We start from the raw sequence: 14,176 nt of genomic DNA on the forward strand, positions 1-14,176 counted from the left end.
AGCGTTATTTGGCGTTATTCCGAGATAGCATTGTGCTTGATCGCCTTAATAGCGGACTAGCCTTAAGAGCAAATTGGGCCTATTTTTATAGGGCATAATTGAGGGCATAATTATACTCAGAAACGGCCTAAAACCTAAGCGTTATTTGGCGTTATTCCGAGATAGCATTGTGCTTGATCGCCTTAATAGCGGACTAGCCTTAAGAGCAAATTGGCCCTATTTTTATAGGGCATAATTGAGGGCATAATTATACTCAGAAATGGCCTAAAACCTAAGCGTTATTTGGCGTTATACCGAGATAACATCGTGCTTGACCGCCTTAATAGCGGACTAGCCTTAAGAGCAAATTGGCCCTATTTTTATAGGGCATAATTGAGGGCATAATTATACTCAGAAATGGCCTAAAACCTAAGCGTTATTTGGCGTTATACCGAGATAACATCGTGCTTGACCGCCTTAATAGCGGACTAGCCTTAAGAGCAAATTGGCCCTATTTTTATAGGGCATTATTGAGGGCATAATTATACTCAGAAACAGCCTAAAACCTAAGCGTTAATCTGTGCTAGAGTAATCATAAAAATAGAGATAAGGAAGATCAACATAATGGAAATCAGTTTACCTTCAATGAGTAGATGCGTTATCACATCGGCCGTGTTGACATTAATAGCGTGTTCATCATTTACGGCAACCGCTGGTATTGAGGCTTTTAAACCGGGACCAGTGATTAAAGACTACGGAAAAGTGGCCGAAGTGAATAGCAGCTTAACCATACCAACAGGCATGAAGTTTAACGTTGCTTTTGATTTAGGTACAGCCGCTAAACCCGCTGAAATAAACTCTAGTATTGATACTTTGGCGCGCTTTATTAATATGCATGTGGCAGCCGGGGTTAAACTGAAAGACATTTCGCTTGCTATGGTGGTGCATGGTAAAGCGGCTAGCGATATGACCAAGGATAGTTTTTATCAGCAGTTGAATGCAGGGCAGAAGAATGCTAATTCGGATTTAATTGCGCAGTTGGTAAGACAGGGGGTTAAGTTCTATGTGTGTGGTCAAACAGCCGCCTATTACGGCATTACTCCTGATGACTTGCTGCCGGGTGTTGACATGGCTTTATCGGCGTTAACTGCACATGCAGTATTAGCCCGCGAAGGTTACAGCGTTAATCCGTTTTAACCCCATATTAACGACTAAACACATCCTGCTTGGTGTATTTTTCGATAATGCTTTGAGTGGTGCCATTTTGTTTAAATTCAGCAATAGCGGCATTAATTTGTGGTAGTAAGGCAGTATGTTTTTTACGAAGGCGCATGACTAAGTGACCTTCTGAATGAATCGCGGCAAGGGTGACTGGTCTATTGAGTTTTTTTGCCCAATACAAGGCAGGTAAATCTCCAGAGATAACCGCTTCAACTCGCTCTTTATGTAATGCCTTGATGAGTTCTCTCTCAGAGGTAAAATCAACTCGAGTAAACTCTGTATCGTCGTGGTAAAGGTAGCCACGAATTGTGCCTATTTTTTTACCTTTAATCTGATTAACGTCTTGCCATTTTTGAGCATTTTTGTCTAAAGTGATAATGTTTTCTTGAATGACTAATATCGCTATCGATGAGACAAAATTATCGCCTACTTTTTGATCCTCAAACCAGCTTGGGCTAACAAAGTCGAAGTCTAGTAAGCCATTCGCTAAGGCGTAATTAGTTCTTTTTGGAGGATAATTGTTTTTTTCAACTTCAATGTTGGCCTTTGCAAGCAGTAACGGAACCAGCTCGCCGAGTATTCCTGGGTTTTCAGCCGATCCAGCAATGTAATAAGGCACCCAACTGCTGGAGGCATTGACGTTATACTTAAGTGCTGTGCTCGCTTGAACGGTGGAACCACAAAAAAATATCACCAAGCAGGTGAGTGCTAGAAAGCCTTTTTTCATGGTGACTCCTTATCTTTAATATTCTATTAATACTACAACAATTTTCGCTGCTTAATAAAGATCAAGGCACAGTAAACATAAACTTGAGTGTAAGTTATCAGGTATTAATACATAAGTTTTATGATGTTTGATCAATGAGGTCTTTTTATTGCCTTGGCTGAGTAATACACCTTGCTCTAATGCTAACCGTGCAACCAACTTTTCATCACCACGAATGTACATTGAGATTGGTTTGACAATTTTATCATCAACAATGTGTTGATTAAATTCTTTTGCTGAGATTATTAAACTTGATTTACCGTCACTGTTGATCTTCAATTTGGCATCAATGTCGGTATCGGTTACCACCACCCATTCTTGTGCTGCGAGTCCGGTTAATAGGTTTTTAAGCCCAGTGCCAGTGGCGATAGCACTGTTATTAACTTGTTGGTATTGATCGGCAATACAGGTTAATCGTTGTTTAAGTTGAGCCCCAGCACCTTGACTTCGAGCTTGACTTATCCAGGCCGTTAAGTCGTCGGCCATTAGTTTCGAAAAGCGTTTTGTTTTTAACGACTCAACCATCCAGTTACATAAAAAATGGCTTTCTTGTGCTGCAGTTCTGACGGCTTTGTGTTGTGATGCCGAGGTATTTATGGCATCTATTCCAGCTAGCGCAAGGGTTAATAAAGCTTGGTTGTATGTTTCTGTAGTCATTTTAACGAGGTCAATAAAGTAGTGTGATAGCTAGTTTACCGCGTAGTCGCAAATTGCTAAATAGATATTTGTGTTAAGTCGGCTCGAAGAGCTGGCGTTTCTATGTAAAGTAGTCGCCGTTCAACAAGGATAAACGGCAACTAAAATAGAGTGTAGATTACTTTTTCGGGGGGAATTGCGCCAAGATAGCGGCAACAGTTTGGTTAATGCCTTGTGCTTTAACTTCGCCACCTTGATCAAAGTGGTACTGACCATTGCCGCGCCAAATTAAGCGTTTGTCGGCTGGGTCGATAATATCAATTTGAATAGTTTGCGTTTTAGCTGTGTTACTGCCTAGCGGGATACCGATACTCGTGCCAAGACTTATCCCACCACTAGAGCCCCAAGTTCCAGAACCTAAGCCGATAGAAAGCCCTGAATCTTTTTCTTTGTTTTCAGTGATAAAGGCATAGTTGACTACAAAATCAGCATTGCTGGCGCTAAAGAGATAACCTTGGTTAAGTAAGGTTTGCTTAATGTCGTCATTAATTCGGTCAGCGGTTAAAGGATCATCAGTTTGTTTTACGGTGAGTTGACTGAATGTTTTGAGTACAGAGAAGTCGTAATTGACATCATAATCTTGCTTGGGTTTTGTCGCACAAGAGGCCAGCAATAACAGGCCACATAAAAGTAAAATGGGCTTACAAGCTGCCATTGTGTGTATTAACCCTTTACTCGAACGCCTTGATGTTGTCATGAGCCCTCCGACTAACGTGCAATAATGTACAAAATTAACTCAATTAGTATAACCTTAACATAACGGTATTTGATGGTGACTTTGGTTGGTTAAGTACTAGCCTCATCATTAAATCAACCTACCAATGACTATATCGTATATTTAGCATTTACGTACTAAATTCAATATTAGCTGAGGTTAAGCACTCTAATGATGGAACAGTTAAGTTTTTTTGCGGTGCCCAGTCCATGCGTTGGCGTTTGTCAGTCTGACAGTCGTGGCTATTGTATGGGCTGCCTTCGAAGCCGAGATGAACGATTTAACTGGATGAGTTACAGCGAGTTAAGAAAACAAGATGTGATCCGTTTGTGTTTACAGCGCAAACGACGTCGTCAATATGCTATTCATAAAGCGAAGCAACTGGCGCTACAAGTAGAACAAACGTCGCATACTCTTCAATTAGATTTTGACACCCAGACAAAGGCTGAAAATGAACAGATTGATCTAACGAATTTTAGTTTAGATGAATAATGTATGGGATAAATGCTAGAGCCTGTTGAACCTTCAAGATGAATTTTGCTGCTGTTAGTGGCCATTTTTTTCAAGGCAGAGCTAATGAGATGTCGTTATTCTCCATAAATAAGCGATAACCCAGTACAAAGAAGCCACGAACGCAGCCCGAAGGGTCCGCCTAAACCGTCCTAGTTATTATTATAAAATAAGTTTGTTGCAAGGTATTAGCCTAGTTAAAGACTTTGTCTCTAGTCTTTTCACAGCATTCTTATGTAAGCAGAAAACCGTTTAGTTCGAACAAATTGTAAACACGAAAGGTCAACAGGCTTAGGCTTTCATCGCTTGCCAAAATAACCTGAAACTGGCGCATCGGTGAATGTCATCGTTACCTAAATGAGGATTGTCGGTAAAAAAACGAATGGCAGCTAAGTACTGACCATGGCAGTTTTCGAGCAATAACGCATTGGGAAAGTCAGCGATAATATGCTGCTGTTTACCTTGATTAATCAATTCGACAACAAATCCTAGAATGCTGTTCATCGCTTGCTTTCTGACGTCGGCATCGATGTCTGCGGACATAGAGTACTGTAGAAAAAAAAGCTGTTTTAACGGTTGTGCAATGGCCCAGTCGATGGCTTTTTGCCATAGGGTATTGGCATCTTGTTCGATATCACCACTAAAATGAGTGCTGCTAACCATGTTGGTAGCAAACTCTTGTTTAATGGATAAAAAAAGCTGGCTCATGATGTCTTTTTTTGTCGGAAAATGATGAAATAAAGTGCCCGTTGCCACGCCAGCCGCTTTGGCAATTGATGCGGTCGATGTAGCATTAAAACCATTATTAACAAACAGCTGTAATGCCGAGTCTAGAATAGCTTGTTTTTTATCTGTGGTAACAATGGATTTACTGCTAATGGATTTACTGCTCATTGAGTCACATACCTATTCTATCTAGTGTCTGTTTATCTACCGTTTATTCATTAAATCAGTTTGATTGCGGACTGGTTAATGTCGGATTCGGCTCAGCAAGTATCATTAAAGTAATACTTGCCGTAGTGATATTTTGAGGTGTTAGCGTAAGAAAAATTTCATCAATAATCGTTGGATCACGCCGCCATAAGGTGGATGAACAAATATGCCGGTATTAATTTTACCACTGTTGAGGATTGTTTTAGCATGGCTAAAGGTTAGAAAGCCTTCTTTGCCGTGATAGTGTCCCATGCCCGATGGACCAATACCGCCAAAGGGTGCGTCATCAGCGGCAACATGAAATACCGTGTCATTAATGCACACTCCGCCCGAATGAGTCTGCTGCAGAATGTCTTGCTGCGTTTTATCGTCAAAGCTCATGATGTATAGGGCTAAGGGGCGATCATGATGGTTGATATAACCTATCGCTTCATCAACCGACTGATAGCTAATAATCGGTAACAATGGTCCAAATATTTCATCCTGCATAATGAGCATGTCGTCTGTGGTATGTGTGACTAGCTGAGTGGCTATTTTTCGTTGCGTTGTTGATATTGGGCCATCAATTGCGGAGGTGACGGTTGCACCTTTGGCTTTGGCATCTTCTAATACTGCGAGTAAGCGTTGGTGTTGACGATCATTAATGATATTGCCATAGTCTTGGTTTGTGTCGAAGTTAGGGTACATTTTATTAAATCGACGTTGATAAGCGGCAATAAACGCCTCGACTTTTTCCGCTGGGCACAATACATAGTCAGGGGCGACACAAATTTGACCTGCATTTAAACATTTTCCAAAAATAAGCCGTTCTACCGCTGTGTCTATTGGCATATCAGCGGCAATGATCGCTGGGGACTTACCGCCTAATTCTAATGTTACCGGCGTCAGGTTATTGGCTGCGGCACGCATAACATGGCGGCCGACAACGGAAGAACCCGTAAACAGAATATGGTCAAACGGTAATGCTGAAAATGCTGCGGCCACATCAGCTTCACCTTCAACTAACTCGACTTCAGTTGGGGCAAAAATCGTTGCCAACATCTTGCGCAATACCGCATTGGTTGCTGGGGTGAATTCGGACATTTTTAGCATGGCCCCGTTGCCTGCAGCAATGGCCGTGATCAATGGGCCCATTGATAACATCACCGGGAAGTTCCACGGCACAATAATACCGATCACGCCCAAGGGCTGATATTGCACCGACACTTTAGAGGGCGATAGTAATAAACCTGCATGACGACGACTGGGTTTCATCCACGACTTAAGGTGTTTGATGGTGTAATTGATGTTGTTTACACAAGGCATAATATCCGAAATTATGGTGTCATTTGCAGAGCGATGGCCATAATCGTTAATTAATGCGTCGATGATAGATTGTTGATTATCAAGCAAAGCTTGTTTTAATTGGGTTAACTTATCTACCCGTGATTGATAATGAGGCGCTGGATTAGCTTGAAAACGCGCGCGTTGATCTGTGAGTAATTGTTGTAATTGTGTTTGAATGTTATCAACGGCCATATTCATATTTGATCTCCAGCAAAAAATAACGATGTTGGTTTGATGAAGTGTGATTAACCCATTCAGCAAACCGACTGATTAGTCGGTTTTATGTTATGTTCGTTTTTGATCTAAAGCAAGTTTTCGGGTTTAATTTGATATTAATCACTAATGAGGTCTTTAATACTGACTATACTAAAACTTAACTCGGGGTGGGAGATGGAATAAATCGTTAACAACGGATTTATTATCCAGAGTTTAGATTAGTTATATTGTTGAGATGGAACTGGGTGTGTTTCTGTGAGGCATAAAATGTCACTACAAAGACACATTTTACACTGCGAAGGAGGATAATATGCGAACACGTAATATTTTATGGCCTACCGATTTTTCTGACACGTCGTCACATGCTTTAAGTTACGCAATTGAAATGGCTAACTTATATAAAGTTGGCATTCGTATCGTGCACGTAGTTGATCAGCCTTTCGGTGATGAGAATTATATGATCCTTGCCGTTACCCCTGAAGAGTTGGCGAAAACGATGGAAGCTGCTGCGGCCAAGAAAATGCATGATTTATTGGGTCAACTTAATACCGACTTAAAGATTGAAACGGTGATTCGACGTGGTGATGCTATTGCCGAAATTTTGGCCGAGGCCAATAGCGGTGATATTGGTATGGTGGTTATTGCCAGCCATGGTAGAAGCGGACTGTCTCATTTTTTGAATGATAATGTCGCCGAAACTATTGCAAATAAAGCCACATGCCCTGTTCTAGTGGTCAAATAGCATCGGCTATAGAAGCTGGCGTTGGAGTATAGCTTGGTTAAAAGCTGGAATTGGGTTGAGTTAAAAAGATGATTTCGGCAGCCGTTGAGTCGCGCCCTAAGATCGCATTTCGGTGAGGATAACGATTAAATTGAGCAATAATGGCTTGATGTTGTCGTTGGCTGTGTAGATTATTCGGCGCATATTGCTCAAATAATGGCAATGCTTGCTGGTGGATAATCATTGATTCGCTATGCATATAGGGCATGATTAAAAATCCAGCTTGGTGAGTCGGTAACTCTGCTAAACAACCTAATGCAACGGCTTCTTGCGCCAGCACTAACGCGATATTGTCAGCGGCAAATGCGGCTGGCGTGTCGCGATGAATATTTCGCGAAAATTGATCTAGTACGATAATTTCGGCTAATCGCCCTTGAGTGTCTTTACGCCAGTGTTGTAACTCTCCCATTATGGCAGCGTTTAAAGCGGTGCCAAAAGTCTTTTTTATCTGTAAATCAAGCTCGGTATCTTTTATCCACCATTGTTTAGGTGAAATTTTAACAAACCAAAAATCAATAACATCATCGACGGTGACCTGTGTCGTTTTTATTTCATTCATTAGGCTAAATCCAATTACGGTTATCGTGACTAGTAGCATTGAGTGACCGAGTAATAATTAGCTCTGCCACATGAGTGGGAATATAGGGGAACACCACACTGCCACTGGCTAATCCGACTTCTACATAGGCTAACTGAGCTTGTTTTTGGCCTTGAGTTTGGATGATGTTAACGTGTTGAACTTTTTCAAATGCGACCCGCTGCCATTGTTGACCGAAAAAGCCGCTATGTTGCCAAATGACTTTATCTGCCACAACATATCCCCATTGCTTGTATCGTATGTAAATCGCTAATATCACCACGAAGGTGATGAACCAAGTGAACTCAAAAAAACCAGGGCTTTGATGGCCATAATAACCCATGATGGTGAGTATACTGGCCAGGATCAGTGGCAAGGCAATTCTCTTGGTCAGCCAATTAATATGAATAGACGAGTAACTGCTGGGTAATGCGCTGGCACCGCCACTGAGTTGAGGGATTTTGGCCAAGAGTAATTCGATTTCAGTGGATTTAACACTTGGAACTAACATGTGTTGTTTGGTTTTATGTCCAACTTCATGTCCTTTGACTTGCTTAAAGTATAAGGTCCAGCGTTTAAATAAGCGTGCAATAACGGGTTGTTGAAGATGGACTAATTGAATACGTTTTATGGCCAACGCATCTTGCTGGTGTGAAATGACACCGCCACTTCGTTGTAAAGTGTCATCATGTTTATCGAGCTGATATGGGTGATATTTTAACATTGCCGCGACAATTGAAATTAACGCAAACAAACTGTATAGCGCAAACAACCCCACGATTGCCATGATGGTCTGCAAGCCAATATTTTGATGAGTTTGCTGTTGGACCCATAACCAAAATTGCTGCGCGAGTGGGGAGTCGAATATTTTATCCAAATCAACTTGACCAGCGATGGGGCCCACAATTACGGCAAACCAAATAAAATTATTTTGATAAAAACCAAATAAGATTAAATCCCATAAACTTTTACGCACAATCGGCTGTGTATTCTCGATGCCATGTTGATTATCAGTATGCGGATGCTCGTGTGTCGGTGCAGTAGCATCAGTGTGACTTAAATTTAGCAGTAAACGTTTTAAGGTTTGGGCTTGTTGCGTATCTAAAGCGGCTAAATGAGCTTCGTCACTTTTAGACCCTGCCGTTTCAATCACGAGGGTACCGAGTGACAATGGCTTAAAATAAAACGGTTGTTCATATCGAATATTTTGAATGCGACTCAGCGGTATTTCATCTTTTTTGGTAAACAATAAGCCGCGTTTCACTTCAAGTTGATGGTTATTAAGACGAAAGCGAAATTTCCGCCATTCTATTATCGCAGAAAGTGTCACCAGCAATAATAGTAGGCTAGAAGCCAATATGCCCCATTGCATATCAAAGCCTTGCCGCCATCCAGTATAAACAATGGGTACGATAGCAAAACCATTGCTGAGGATGTATTTTAAGGTACTGAAAATATTACTGACGACGGACCAAGCTGAAAGTGCTTGCCACTGCTGTAAATCATCGGTATTGGTTTGCTCTGAATTGATCGATTTATTGGTAACAATATCTTTTGAGTCAAGATGTGGATCATCACCCTGTGATGCTGGTGACTTATCCATTATAGTTATCCTGCTGAGATCGTTCAATGGCTGGTGTAGGGTCATCAACTGATGTTGAATGCTCGCGTGTGTTTAATTTAGTGGCAGGTAGTTGATGACTTGCTGCCGCTTGGCTCAATAAATGTTGGCGTAAATTTTCTGCTAAATCGGCATTGAGGCCTGGTAGATCAATTTCAGCTAAGCCACTGCCTGCACTGAAGCATTTTAAGGTGACTAAGTTGAACCTTCGTTCTGCGGGGCCTTGAGATAAATTAACATGTTGCAGTCGAGTGTAGGGCAGTGCCGTTGTTGACACCCAAAATAACCCTTCACGTAACACCATTTCATGTTTAAACAAGCCATAAGCAATTTTGTTTGCTTTGAGGTGAATGAGTTTTATCACCAGGGCAGCCACCAAGATTGTCAATGCTATAAACCCGGTCGTGATTATCAATGGCAGCGGGTTAATTATCAGCAGAAACACCGTTAAGGCCGTGATGATAATCATCATAACGACACTGCTCATTATCAATAATAGTTTAGGGTAATTAGGATCAATATTGCTCAGTGGCAAGTCGGCAAGTTGAATATAATCATCTTCGGATAAACGTGGGCCATGGTCATAAGTGTCTGCTGAGGTTGCTTTTACTGCCAACAATGAAGATGTATCGTTTAGCGTTGACGGATCTGTTATTGGCGATGGCGCTAATGGGCTCTTTGAGTGCGGCGGAGTATCCATGTTTGTTCGCTTTCCATGTCGGCTATTTATATTGTTAAAAACTATAACGAGATTGTCGCAACTTAGGTAGTGTTAATCATATTGGTTATCGATAAATCAATCTATTAGCGTCAAAATCAGTGATTAATTACGCCGCAATTTGCCCACATTGGCAATAGTGCTTGCGTGACTGGCTAGACATACAGTAATTTCTATCCAGTGATGTAGAGATAATAGGGCGTGTGAAGGATGTTTTCGAATAATTACGTGATCAATAAATCGCAAAAAGCATTTTTACGAAAATTGTATTTAGCGCATCTGCTAGATGAAGAACAACATAACTTATTAAGCTTGCAAAAACTGACGCTTATGCCACGAAGGACATTGCAAGATGCGTTAGCGGCATTTGTCGATATTGGTATTGAAGTGGATTTTGTTCAGCAAGGCCAGCGTCATAATGAAGGCTATTATCGCATTTCAACTTGGGGCCCAATCAGCAGTGCTTGGGTGAATAGCCATTTCGAGCAGATCAAACAACACATTGAAATGGTGAGCGAGTCAGACATGACCCGTTAAGCGGTTTATTCTGCAATAATTTGTTGTTGAAAGGGCTATTCATGGCGATACAGATACTATTATTCAATGGGCAAGGTCTGTTGTTAGCTGAAGGTGATGAGACTCTCATGAGTCAATATGATCCGCAACAGCAGTTAATATGGGTCGATATTACGGGTCAGCATAGCCAAGCGTTTTTTAAGCAACATCCTGACTTTGGTATTGATCATCTCGATTTTGAAGAAGCACAGCGTGAACGTCATCCACCACAGTTTGAAGAATATGGCACCCATTCGTATTTGTTAACCCACGAGCTTAAAGACAGGGAAGAGTATCTTCTGCTTGAGCGTAGCCAGTTACTGCTACATGTGAATGACCACTTTTTAGTGACACAACACCTTAAATCGTCAATCAGTGTCAGCAAAGTTTTCCAACGGATCCGCGAGCAAGGTCACCTAGATAGCACGGACATGAGCCAAGTGTGTTTTGAACTAATGCGTCAAATTGTGATTGATTATCTGGCAGTGATGTTGGCGTTAGAAGAACGTTTAAGTGAAATAGAAGATGAGATTTTTGATGTTTCAACCGATGATTTACTAGCAGAGTTAATCGCTTATAGCAGTAAATTACAAAAAGCAAAACGTTCGTTTAGTTACCATGAAGAGATATTGCAACAATGGCTTCGCGATGACAGCCATCAGCATATTAAGATGGACTATGAACAACTGAGTTATTTATATAACCAGTTTGAACGGTTATCGAGTCGAGCCAGTCTTTATCAAGGTTTAGTGGACAGCTTAATCAATGGCTATATTTCAGTCAGTGCCCATAAAACCAATCGAGTGATGATGACGTTAACCATGGTCACGGCCATTTTTCTACCATTAACCTTAGTCGCGGGCATTTACGGAATGAACTTTGATAATATGCCTGAGTTAAAATGGCACTTTGGCTATTTTGCAGTATTGAGCCTAATGGCAGTGATTGTGTTATCAGGCTTGTGGATAGCTAAAATAAAGCGTTGGTATTAATCGAAGTGAGTGATTAAAGGAGGCTATTGAGGTGACAAAGTTTCAACATGGGTTAGATTTTGGCGATCCTCACGACGGCTTAACTCAAGATGATATTGTCGAGGCAAGGACTAAAAATCAAATCAGTCCACCTGTCACTTGGATTAAAGGCTTTTTGTCGCCTAAGCAGCAACAGTTATTGATAAATGAAGTTAATCACTATCCGTTAGAGCGGGTTTCTATACAAGTGTATGGTAAGCAACATCTGACTCCTCGAGCCCAGGCTTGGTTTGGCGACCCCGGTTGCGATTATCATTACTCCAAATTACACATCACTGCACTGGCTTGGCCAAAAGTATTAAGCCGATTACGTGCAAAATTGCTTAATGATCATCAAATCGACACTAATTCAGTATTAGTTAATCGCTATGCCGATGGCCACGACTGTATGGGATGGCACAGTGATGATGAACCTGAGATTGTCAGTGGTTCGGCGATTGCGTCGGTTACCTTGGGGGCCTGTCGAGACTTTGTTGTGCGCCATAAGCAAACTAAGACCAAAGTTAATTTTGCGCTCGCATCGGGCGACTTACTTATTATGCATCCCGGTATGCAGCAGCACTGGCAGCATGCTTTGCCTAAACGCCTTAAGGTTGTTGAGCCGCGTATTAACTTTACCTTTCGACAAATCATCCCCAATTATTATCGTTAATAGATATCGTTAATGGCCATAGCTAAAAGCGAAAGGCCTAGCGGCTAGGACGCTGCGCGGCTAGATGCTATAAAATCTTAGCAGCCAAGCTGATCCTATCCCAGAGATGACAGGCGATAACTATAGATGACAAGCGATAACGAGTGAAAAAGCTAAGCGCCTAGGACGCTGCGCGGTTAGATGCTATAAAATCTTAGCAGCGAAGCTGTCCCTAGAAGCGAAGCGCTCTATCCGCGTAGCGAACTAGCAGCGAAGCGACTCTAGAACCTCGCAGACCGAAGGTCGAGCTAGTTTGGGTATATAGCGAAAATAGATTATTACTGAACCGTTAACCACTGTGTTTACGTACCTATTAGGTATGGTTTCAAGATGTGGTAATAAATAGATGAACAATGCGGGTGGCAAAGGTTGCGTAGACTCAAACATAAAAACGACATCGCAATCAACAGTCCGGGCGCTTTATTGGTTAGGTGATGACCTGCGAATGGCAGACAATGCGATATTTTCTGATATTGCTCAGCATGCTCAGCAGTTGATGATAGTGTATTGCATCGACCCCAATTGGTTTCGAACAGCCCAATATCAAGCTCAGTATCTTGGTAAGCACAGGTTACGATTTTTGCTTGAGTCATTACGGGCATTAGACGAAGCGCTCAATCAATATGGTCAACAGCTGCATATTGTTTACGCTTCAGCGCAAAAATCCTTGGCTTATATTATCCAAGCCCATGATATTTCCCGGGTCTATCGTAGTGATCATTGTGGTGCAGATGAGCAGACCGCTTGGCAATCGATTCAGCAGCAATGCCCCGATATTCAATATTCGACCATGACCACTCAAACTCTGTTTCACTCACAGCAACTTCCTTTTGAGCTAGCCGAACTTGCGCCAACATTCAGTCAATTTCGCAAGCAAGTCGAGAACATCAATATTACCGCAGCAGCTGACGCAATATCTTGGTTGCCACCTATGGTCGCGCTTAAGCAGCAAGATAAACAGCTTCAGGCTTGGCTGTCTTACCCCGACTGGGTGCCACAAACTCAAATGATGAGCAATGTATTTTGCGGTGGCGAAGCACAAGGGCTATTACAATTAGAATGCTATTTTTCTTCAAACTTAGCGCATCACTACAAGGAGATGCGTAATGAGCTTGATGGTTGGGAATGCTCGACAAAGTTTTCACCTTGGTTAGCTAATGGTTGTTTATCTGCAAGGCAAGTGGTGTCTGCCTTGCAGCAATTTGAATCACAACATGGTGCGAGCCAATCAAGCCAGTGGATTTTGTATGAGCTACTTTGGCGTGAGTATTTTCATTGGTATGGCTTTAAATTCAATAAACAGCTATTTCGATTCTCTGGCATTAGTGGGCGTAAGCCGTTAACCAGTTTTTATGTGCAACGTATTCAAGCGTGGAAAACTGCCAGTACACCTTTCCCTTTAGTGAATGCGTTGATGAAGCAATTAAATGACACTGGTTATATGTCAAATCGCGGTAGGCAAATTGTGGCAAGTTGCTTTGTGAATGAACTACAATGTGATTGGCGTTATGGTGCCGCTTATTTTCAACAGCAGTTAATTGATTATGATGTTGCCGTGAATTGGGGCAATTGGCAGTATCTGGCGGGTGTTGGCGCCGATCCCCGCGGCGCTAGGCACTTTAATCTTGAAAAACAGCAGCAGACATATGACCCACACGGGCTATTTATCAATGCATGGCTAGGGCGTGAGGTGTTACAACAACAAGACGAGGTCAATGCTGCGTATTGCATGGATAGTGTCGATATAGCAGATTGGCCAAGAAGCTGATCGATAATGGTCATTAATATGCGTCGATATCGACTCGACAGAAGGTGTGCACAAACTTTAAGTTTTAGTCTG

15 protein-coding genes are annotated in these 14,176 nt (G+C 41.9%); 7 read left to right on the top strand and 8 right to left on the bottom strand.

The window, feature by feature from the left end:
- Positions 1 to 603: 603 nt before the first annotated feature.
- Positions 604 to 1,176: a DsrE family protein gene (locus AAEZ00_RS11670; RefSeq protein ID WP_351076961.1), complete on the top strand. Its 573-nt coding sequence runs from the start codon at positions 604 to 606 to the stop codon at positions 1,174 to 1,176.
- A 7-nt stretch (positions 1,177 to 1,183) separates the two neighbouring features.
- Here the strand turns inward: AAEZ00_RS11670 and AAEZ00_RS11675 are convergent, their stop codons facing one another.
- From AAEZ00_RS11675 to AAEZ00_RS11685, 3 genes are all read right to left on the bottom strand, one after another.
- Positions 1,184 to 1,927, bottom strand: coding sequence for a substrate-binding periplasmic protein (locus tag AAEZ00_RS11675; RefSeq protein WP_351088666.1), 744 nt, complete (start codon positions 1,925 to 1,927; stop codon positions 1,184 to 1,186).
- A gap of 51 nt (positions 1,928 to 1,978) precedes the next feature.
- The gene (locus AAEZ00_RS11680; protein WP_124014044.1) at positions 1,979 to 2,623 is read right to left on the bottom strand and encodes a DUF2913 family protein; all 645 of its coding nucleotides are present in this window, start codon (positions 2,621 to 2,623) and stop codon (positions 1,979 to 1,981) included.
- 157 nt (positions 2,624 to 2,780) lie between these two features.
- Complete coding sequence (locus AAEZ00_RS11685; protein ID WP_124014047.1) at positions 2,781 to 3,317, bottom strand: DUF4136 domain-containing protein; 537 nt, start codon at positions 3,315 to 3,317, stop codon at positions 2,781 to 2,783.
- A gap of 234 nt (positions 3,318 to 3,551) precedes the next feature.
- Between AAEZ00_RS11685 and AAEZ00_RS11690 the strand changes: the two genes are divergently transcribed.
- A complete protein-coding gene (locus AAEZ00_RS11690) occupies positions 3,552 to 3,869 on the top strand; it encodes a DUF1289 domain-containing protein (protein ID WP_101034727.1) in 318 nt (105 codons plus the stop codon).
- Positions 3,870 to 4,178: 309 nt separating this feature from the next.
- On the opposite strand, the gene AAEZ00_RS11695 is transcribed toward AAEZ00_RS11690, so the two are convergent.
- Both AAEZ00_RS11695 and AAEZ00_RS11700 read right to left on the bottom strand, forming a co-directional pair.
- Entirely contained in the window at positions 4,179 to 4,781 is a 603-nt protein-coding gene (locus tag AAEZ00_RS11695; protein WP_101032562.1) for a TetR/AcrR family transcriptional regulator, read from the bottom strand.
- Between the two features lie 141 nt (positions 4,782 to 4,922).
- Positions 4,923 to 6,344, bottom strand: coding sequence for a coniferyl aldehyde dehydrogenase (locus AAEZ00_RS11700; protein WP_101032561.1), 1,422 nt, complete (start codon positions 6,342 to 6,344; stop codon positions 4,923 to 4,925).
- 328 nt (positions 6,345 to 6,672) lie between these two features.
- Between AAEZ00_RS11700 and AAEZ00_RS11705 the strand changes: the two genes are divergently transcribed.
- Positions 6,673 to 7,104 carry a universal stress protein gene (locus AAEZ00_RS11705; protein ID WP_101032560.1) on the top strand — a complete coding sequence of 144 codons (432 nt, stop codon included), beginning with the start codon at positions 6,673 to 6,675 and terminating at the stop codon, positions 7,102 to 7,104.
- Positions 7,105 to 7,141: 37 nt separating this feature from the next.
- Here the strand turns inward: AAEZ00_RS11705 and AAEZ00_RS11710 are convergent, their stop codons facing one another.
- Genes AAEZ00_RS11710 through AAEZ00_RS11720 form a run of 3 tightly spaced genes read right to left on the bottom strand, consistent with a single transcriptional unit; the run spans position 7,142 to position 10,041 of the window.
- Positions 7,142 to 7,702 (bottom strand): DUF924 family protein, encoded by a 561-nt coding sequence (locus AAEZ00_RS11710; protein WP_351088667.1) that lies wholly within the window; start codon positions 7,700 to 7,702, stop codon positions 7,142 to 7,144.
- A gap of 4 nt (positions 7,703 to 7,706) precedes the next feature.
- Positions 7,707 to 9,323: a PH domain-containing protein gene (locus AAEZ00_RS11715; protein WP_351088668.1), complete on the bottom strand. Its 1,617-nt coding sequence runs from the start codon at positions 9,321 to 9,323 to the stop codon at positions 7,707 to 7,709.
- Positions 9,316 to 10,041 (bottom strand): PH domain-containing protein, encoded by a 726-nt coding sequence (locus AAEZ00_RS11720; protein WP_351088669.1) that lies wholly within the window; start codon positions 10,039 to 10,041, stop codon positions 9,316 to 9,318. Before AAEZ00_RS11720 ends, AAEZ00_RS11715 begins: the two co-directional genes overlap by 8 nt.
- A gap of 228 nt (positions 10,042 to 10,269) precedes the next feature.
- Between AAEZ00_RS11720 and AAEZ00_RS11725 the strand changes: the two genes are divergently transcribed.
- The 4 genes from AAEZ00_RS11725 (at position 10,270) to AAEZ00_RS11740 (ending at position 14,104) form a co-directional block, all read left to right on the top strand.
- Positions 10,270 to 10,596 (top strand): winged helix-turn-helix domain-containing protein, encoded by a 327-nt coding sequence (locus AAEZ00_RS11725; RefSeq protein WP_124012102.1) that lies wholly within the window; start codon positions 10,270 to 10,272, stop codon positions 10,594 to 10,596.
- 41 nt (positions 10,597 to 10,637) lie between these two features.
- Positions 10,638 to 11,606, top strand: a complete 969-nt coding sequence (locus AAEZ00_RS11730; RefSeq protein WP_351088670.1) for a magnesium transporter CorA family protein — start codon at positions 10,638 to 10,640, stop codon at positions 11,604 to 11,606.
- Positions 11,607 to 11,637: 31 nt separating this feature from the next.
- On the top strand, positions 11,638 to 12,297 hold the full coding sequence (locus tag AAEZ00_RS11735; RefSeq protein ID WP_351088671.1) for an alpha-ketoglutarate-dependent dioxygenase AlkB family protein: 660 nt from the start codon (positions 11,638 to 11,640) through the stop codon (positions 12,295 to 12,297).
- 424 nt (positions 12,298 to 12,721) lie between these two features.
- On the top strand, positions 12,722 to 14,104 hold the full coding sequence (locus AAEZ00_RS11740) for a DASH family cryptochrome (protein WP_502959326.1): 1,383 nt from the start codon (positions 12,722 to 12,724) through the stop codon (positions 14,102 to 14,104).
- Positions 14,105 to 14,176 lie beyond the last annotated feature (72 nt).

Source organism: Shewanella sp. S1-49-MNA-CIBAN-0167 (genome assembly GCF_040310145.1).
Classification (GTDB): domain Bacteria; phylum Pseudomonadota; class Gammaproteobacteria; order Enterobacterales; family Shewanellaceae; genus Shewanella; species Shewanella psychromarinicola.

Bases quoted from the DNA above. Each gene is read 5' to 3' on its own strand.
- AAEZ00_RS11670 (WP_351076961.1), top strand. From the start codon at position 604: ATGGAAATCAGTTTACCTTCAATGAGTAGATGCGTTATCACATCGGCC.
- AAEZ00_RS11675 (WP_351088666.1), bottom strand. From the start codon at position 1,927: ATGAAAAAAGGCTTTCTAGCACTCACCTGCTTGGTGATATTTTTTTGT.
- AAEZ00_RS11680 (WP_124014044.1), bottom strand. From the start codon at position 2,623: ATGACTACAGAAACATACAACCAAGCTTTATTAACCCTTGCGCTAGCT.
- AAEZ00_RS11685 (WP_124014047.1), bottom strand. From the start codon at position 3,317: ATGGCAGCTTGTAAGCCCATTTTACTTTTATGTGGCCTGTTATTGCTG.
- AAEZ00_RS11690 (WP_101034727.1), top strand. From the start codon at position 3,552: ATGGAACAGTTAAGTTTTTTTGCGGTGCCCAGTCCATGCGTTGGCGTT.
- AAEZ00_RS11695 (WP_101032562.1), bottom strand. From the start codon at position 4,781: ATGAGCAGTAAATCCATTAGCAGTAAATCCATTGTTACCACAGATAAA.
- AAEZ00_RS11700 (WP_101032561.1), bottom strand. From the start codon at position 6,344: ATGAATATGGCCGTTGATAACATTCAAACACAATTACAACAATTACTC.
- AAEZ00_RS11705 (WP_101032560.1), top strand. From the start codon at position 6,673: ATGCGAACACGTAATATTTTATGGCCTACCGATTTTTCTGACACGTCG.
- AAEZ00_RS11710 (WP_351088667.1), bottom strand. From the start codon at position 7,702: ATGAATGAAATAAAAACGACACAGGTCACCGTCGATGATGTTATTGAT.
- AAEZ00_RS11715 (WP_351088668.1), bottom strand. From the start codon at position 9,323: ATGGATAAGTCACCAGCATCACAGGGTGATGATCCACATCTTGACTCA.
- AAEZ00_RS11720 (WP_351088669.1), bottom strand. From the start codon at position 10,041: ATGGATACTCCGCCGCACTCAAAGAGCCCATTAGCGCCATCGCCAATA.
- AAEZ00_RS11725 (WP_124012102.1), top strand. From the start codon at position 10,270: ATGTTTTCGAATAATTACGTGATCAATAAATCGCAAAAAGCATTTTTA.
- AAEZ00_RS11730 (WP_351088670.1), top strand. From the start codon at position 10,638: ATGGCGATACAGATACTATTATTCAATGGGCAAGGTCTGTTGTTAGCT.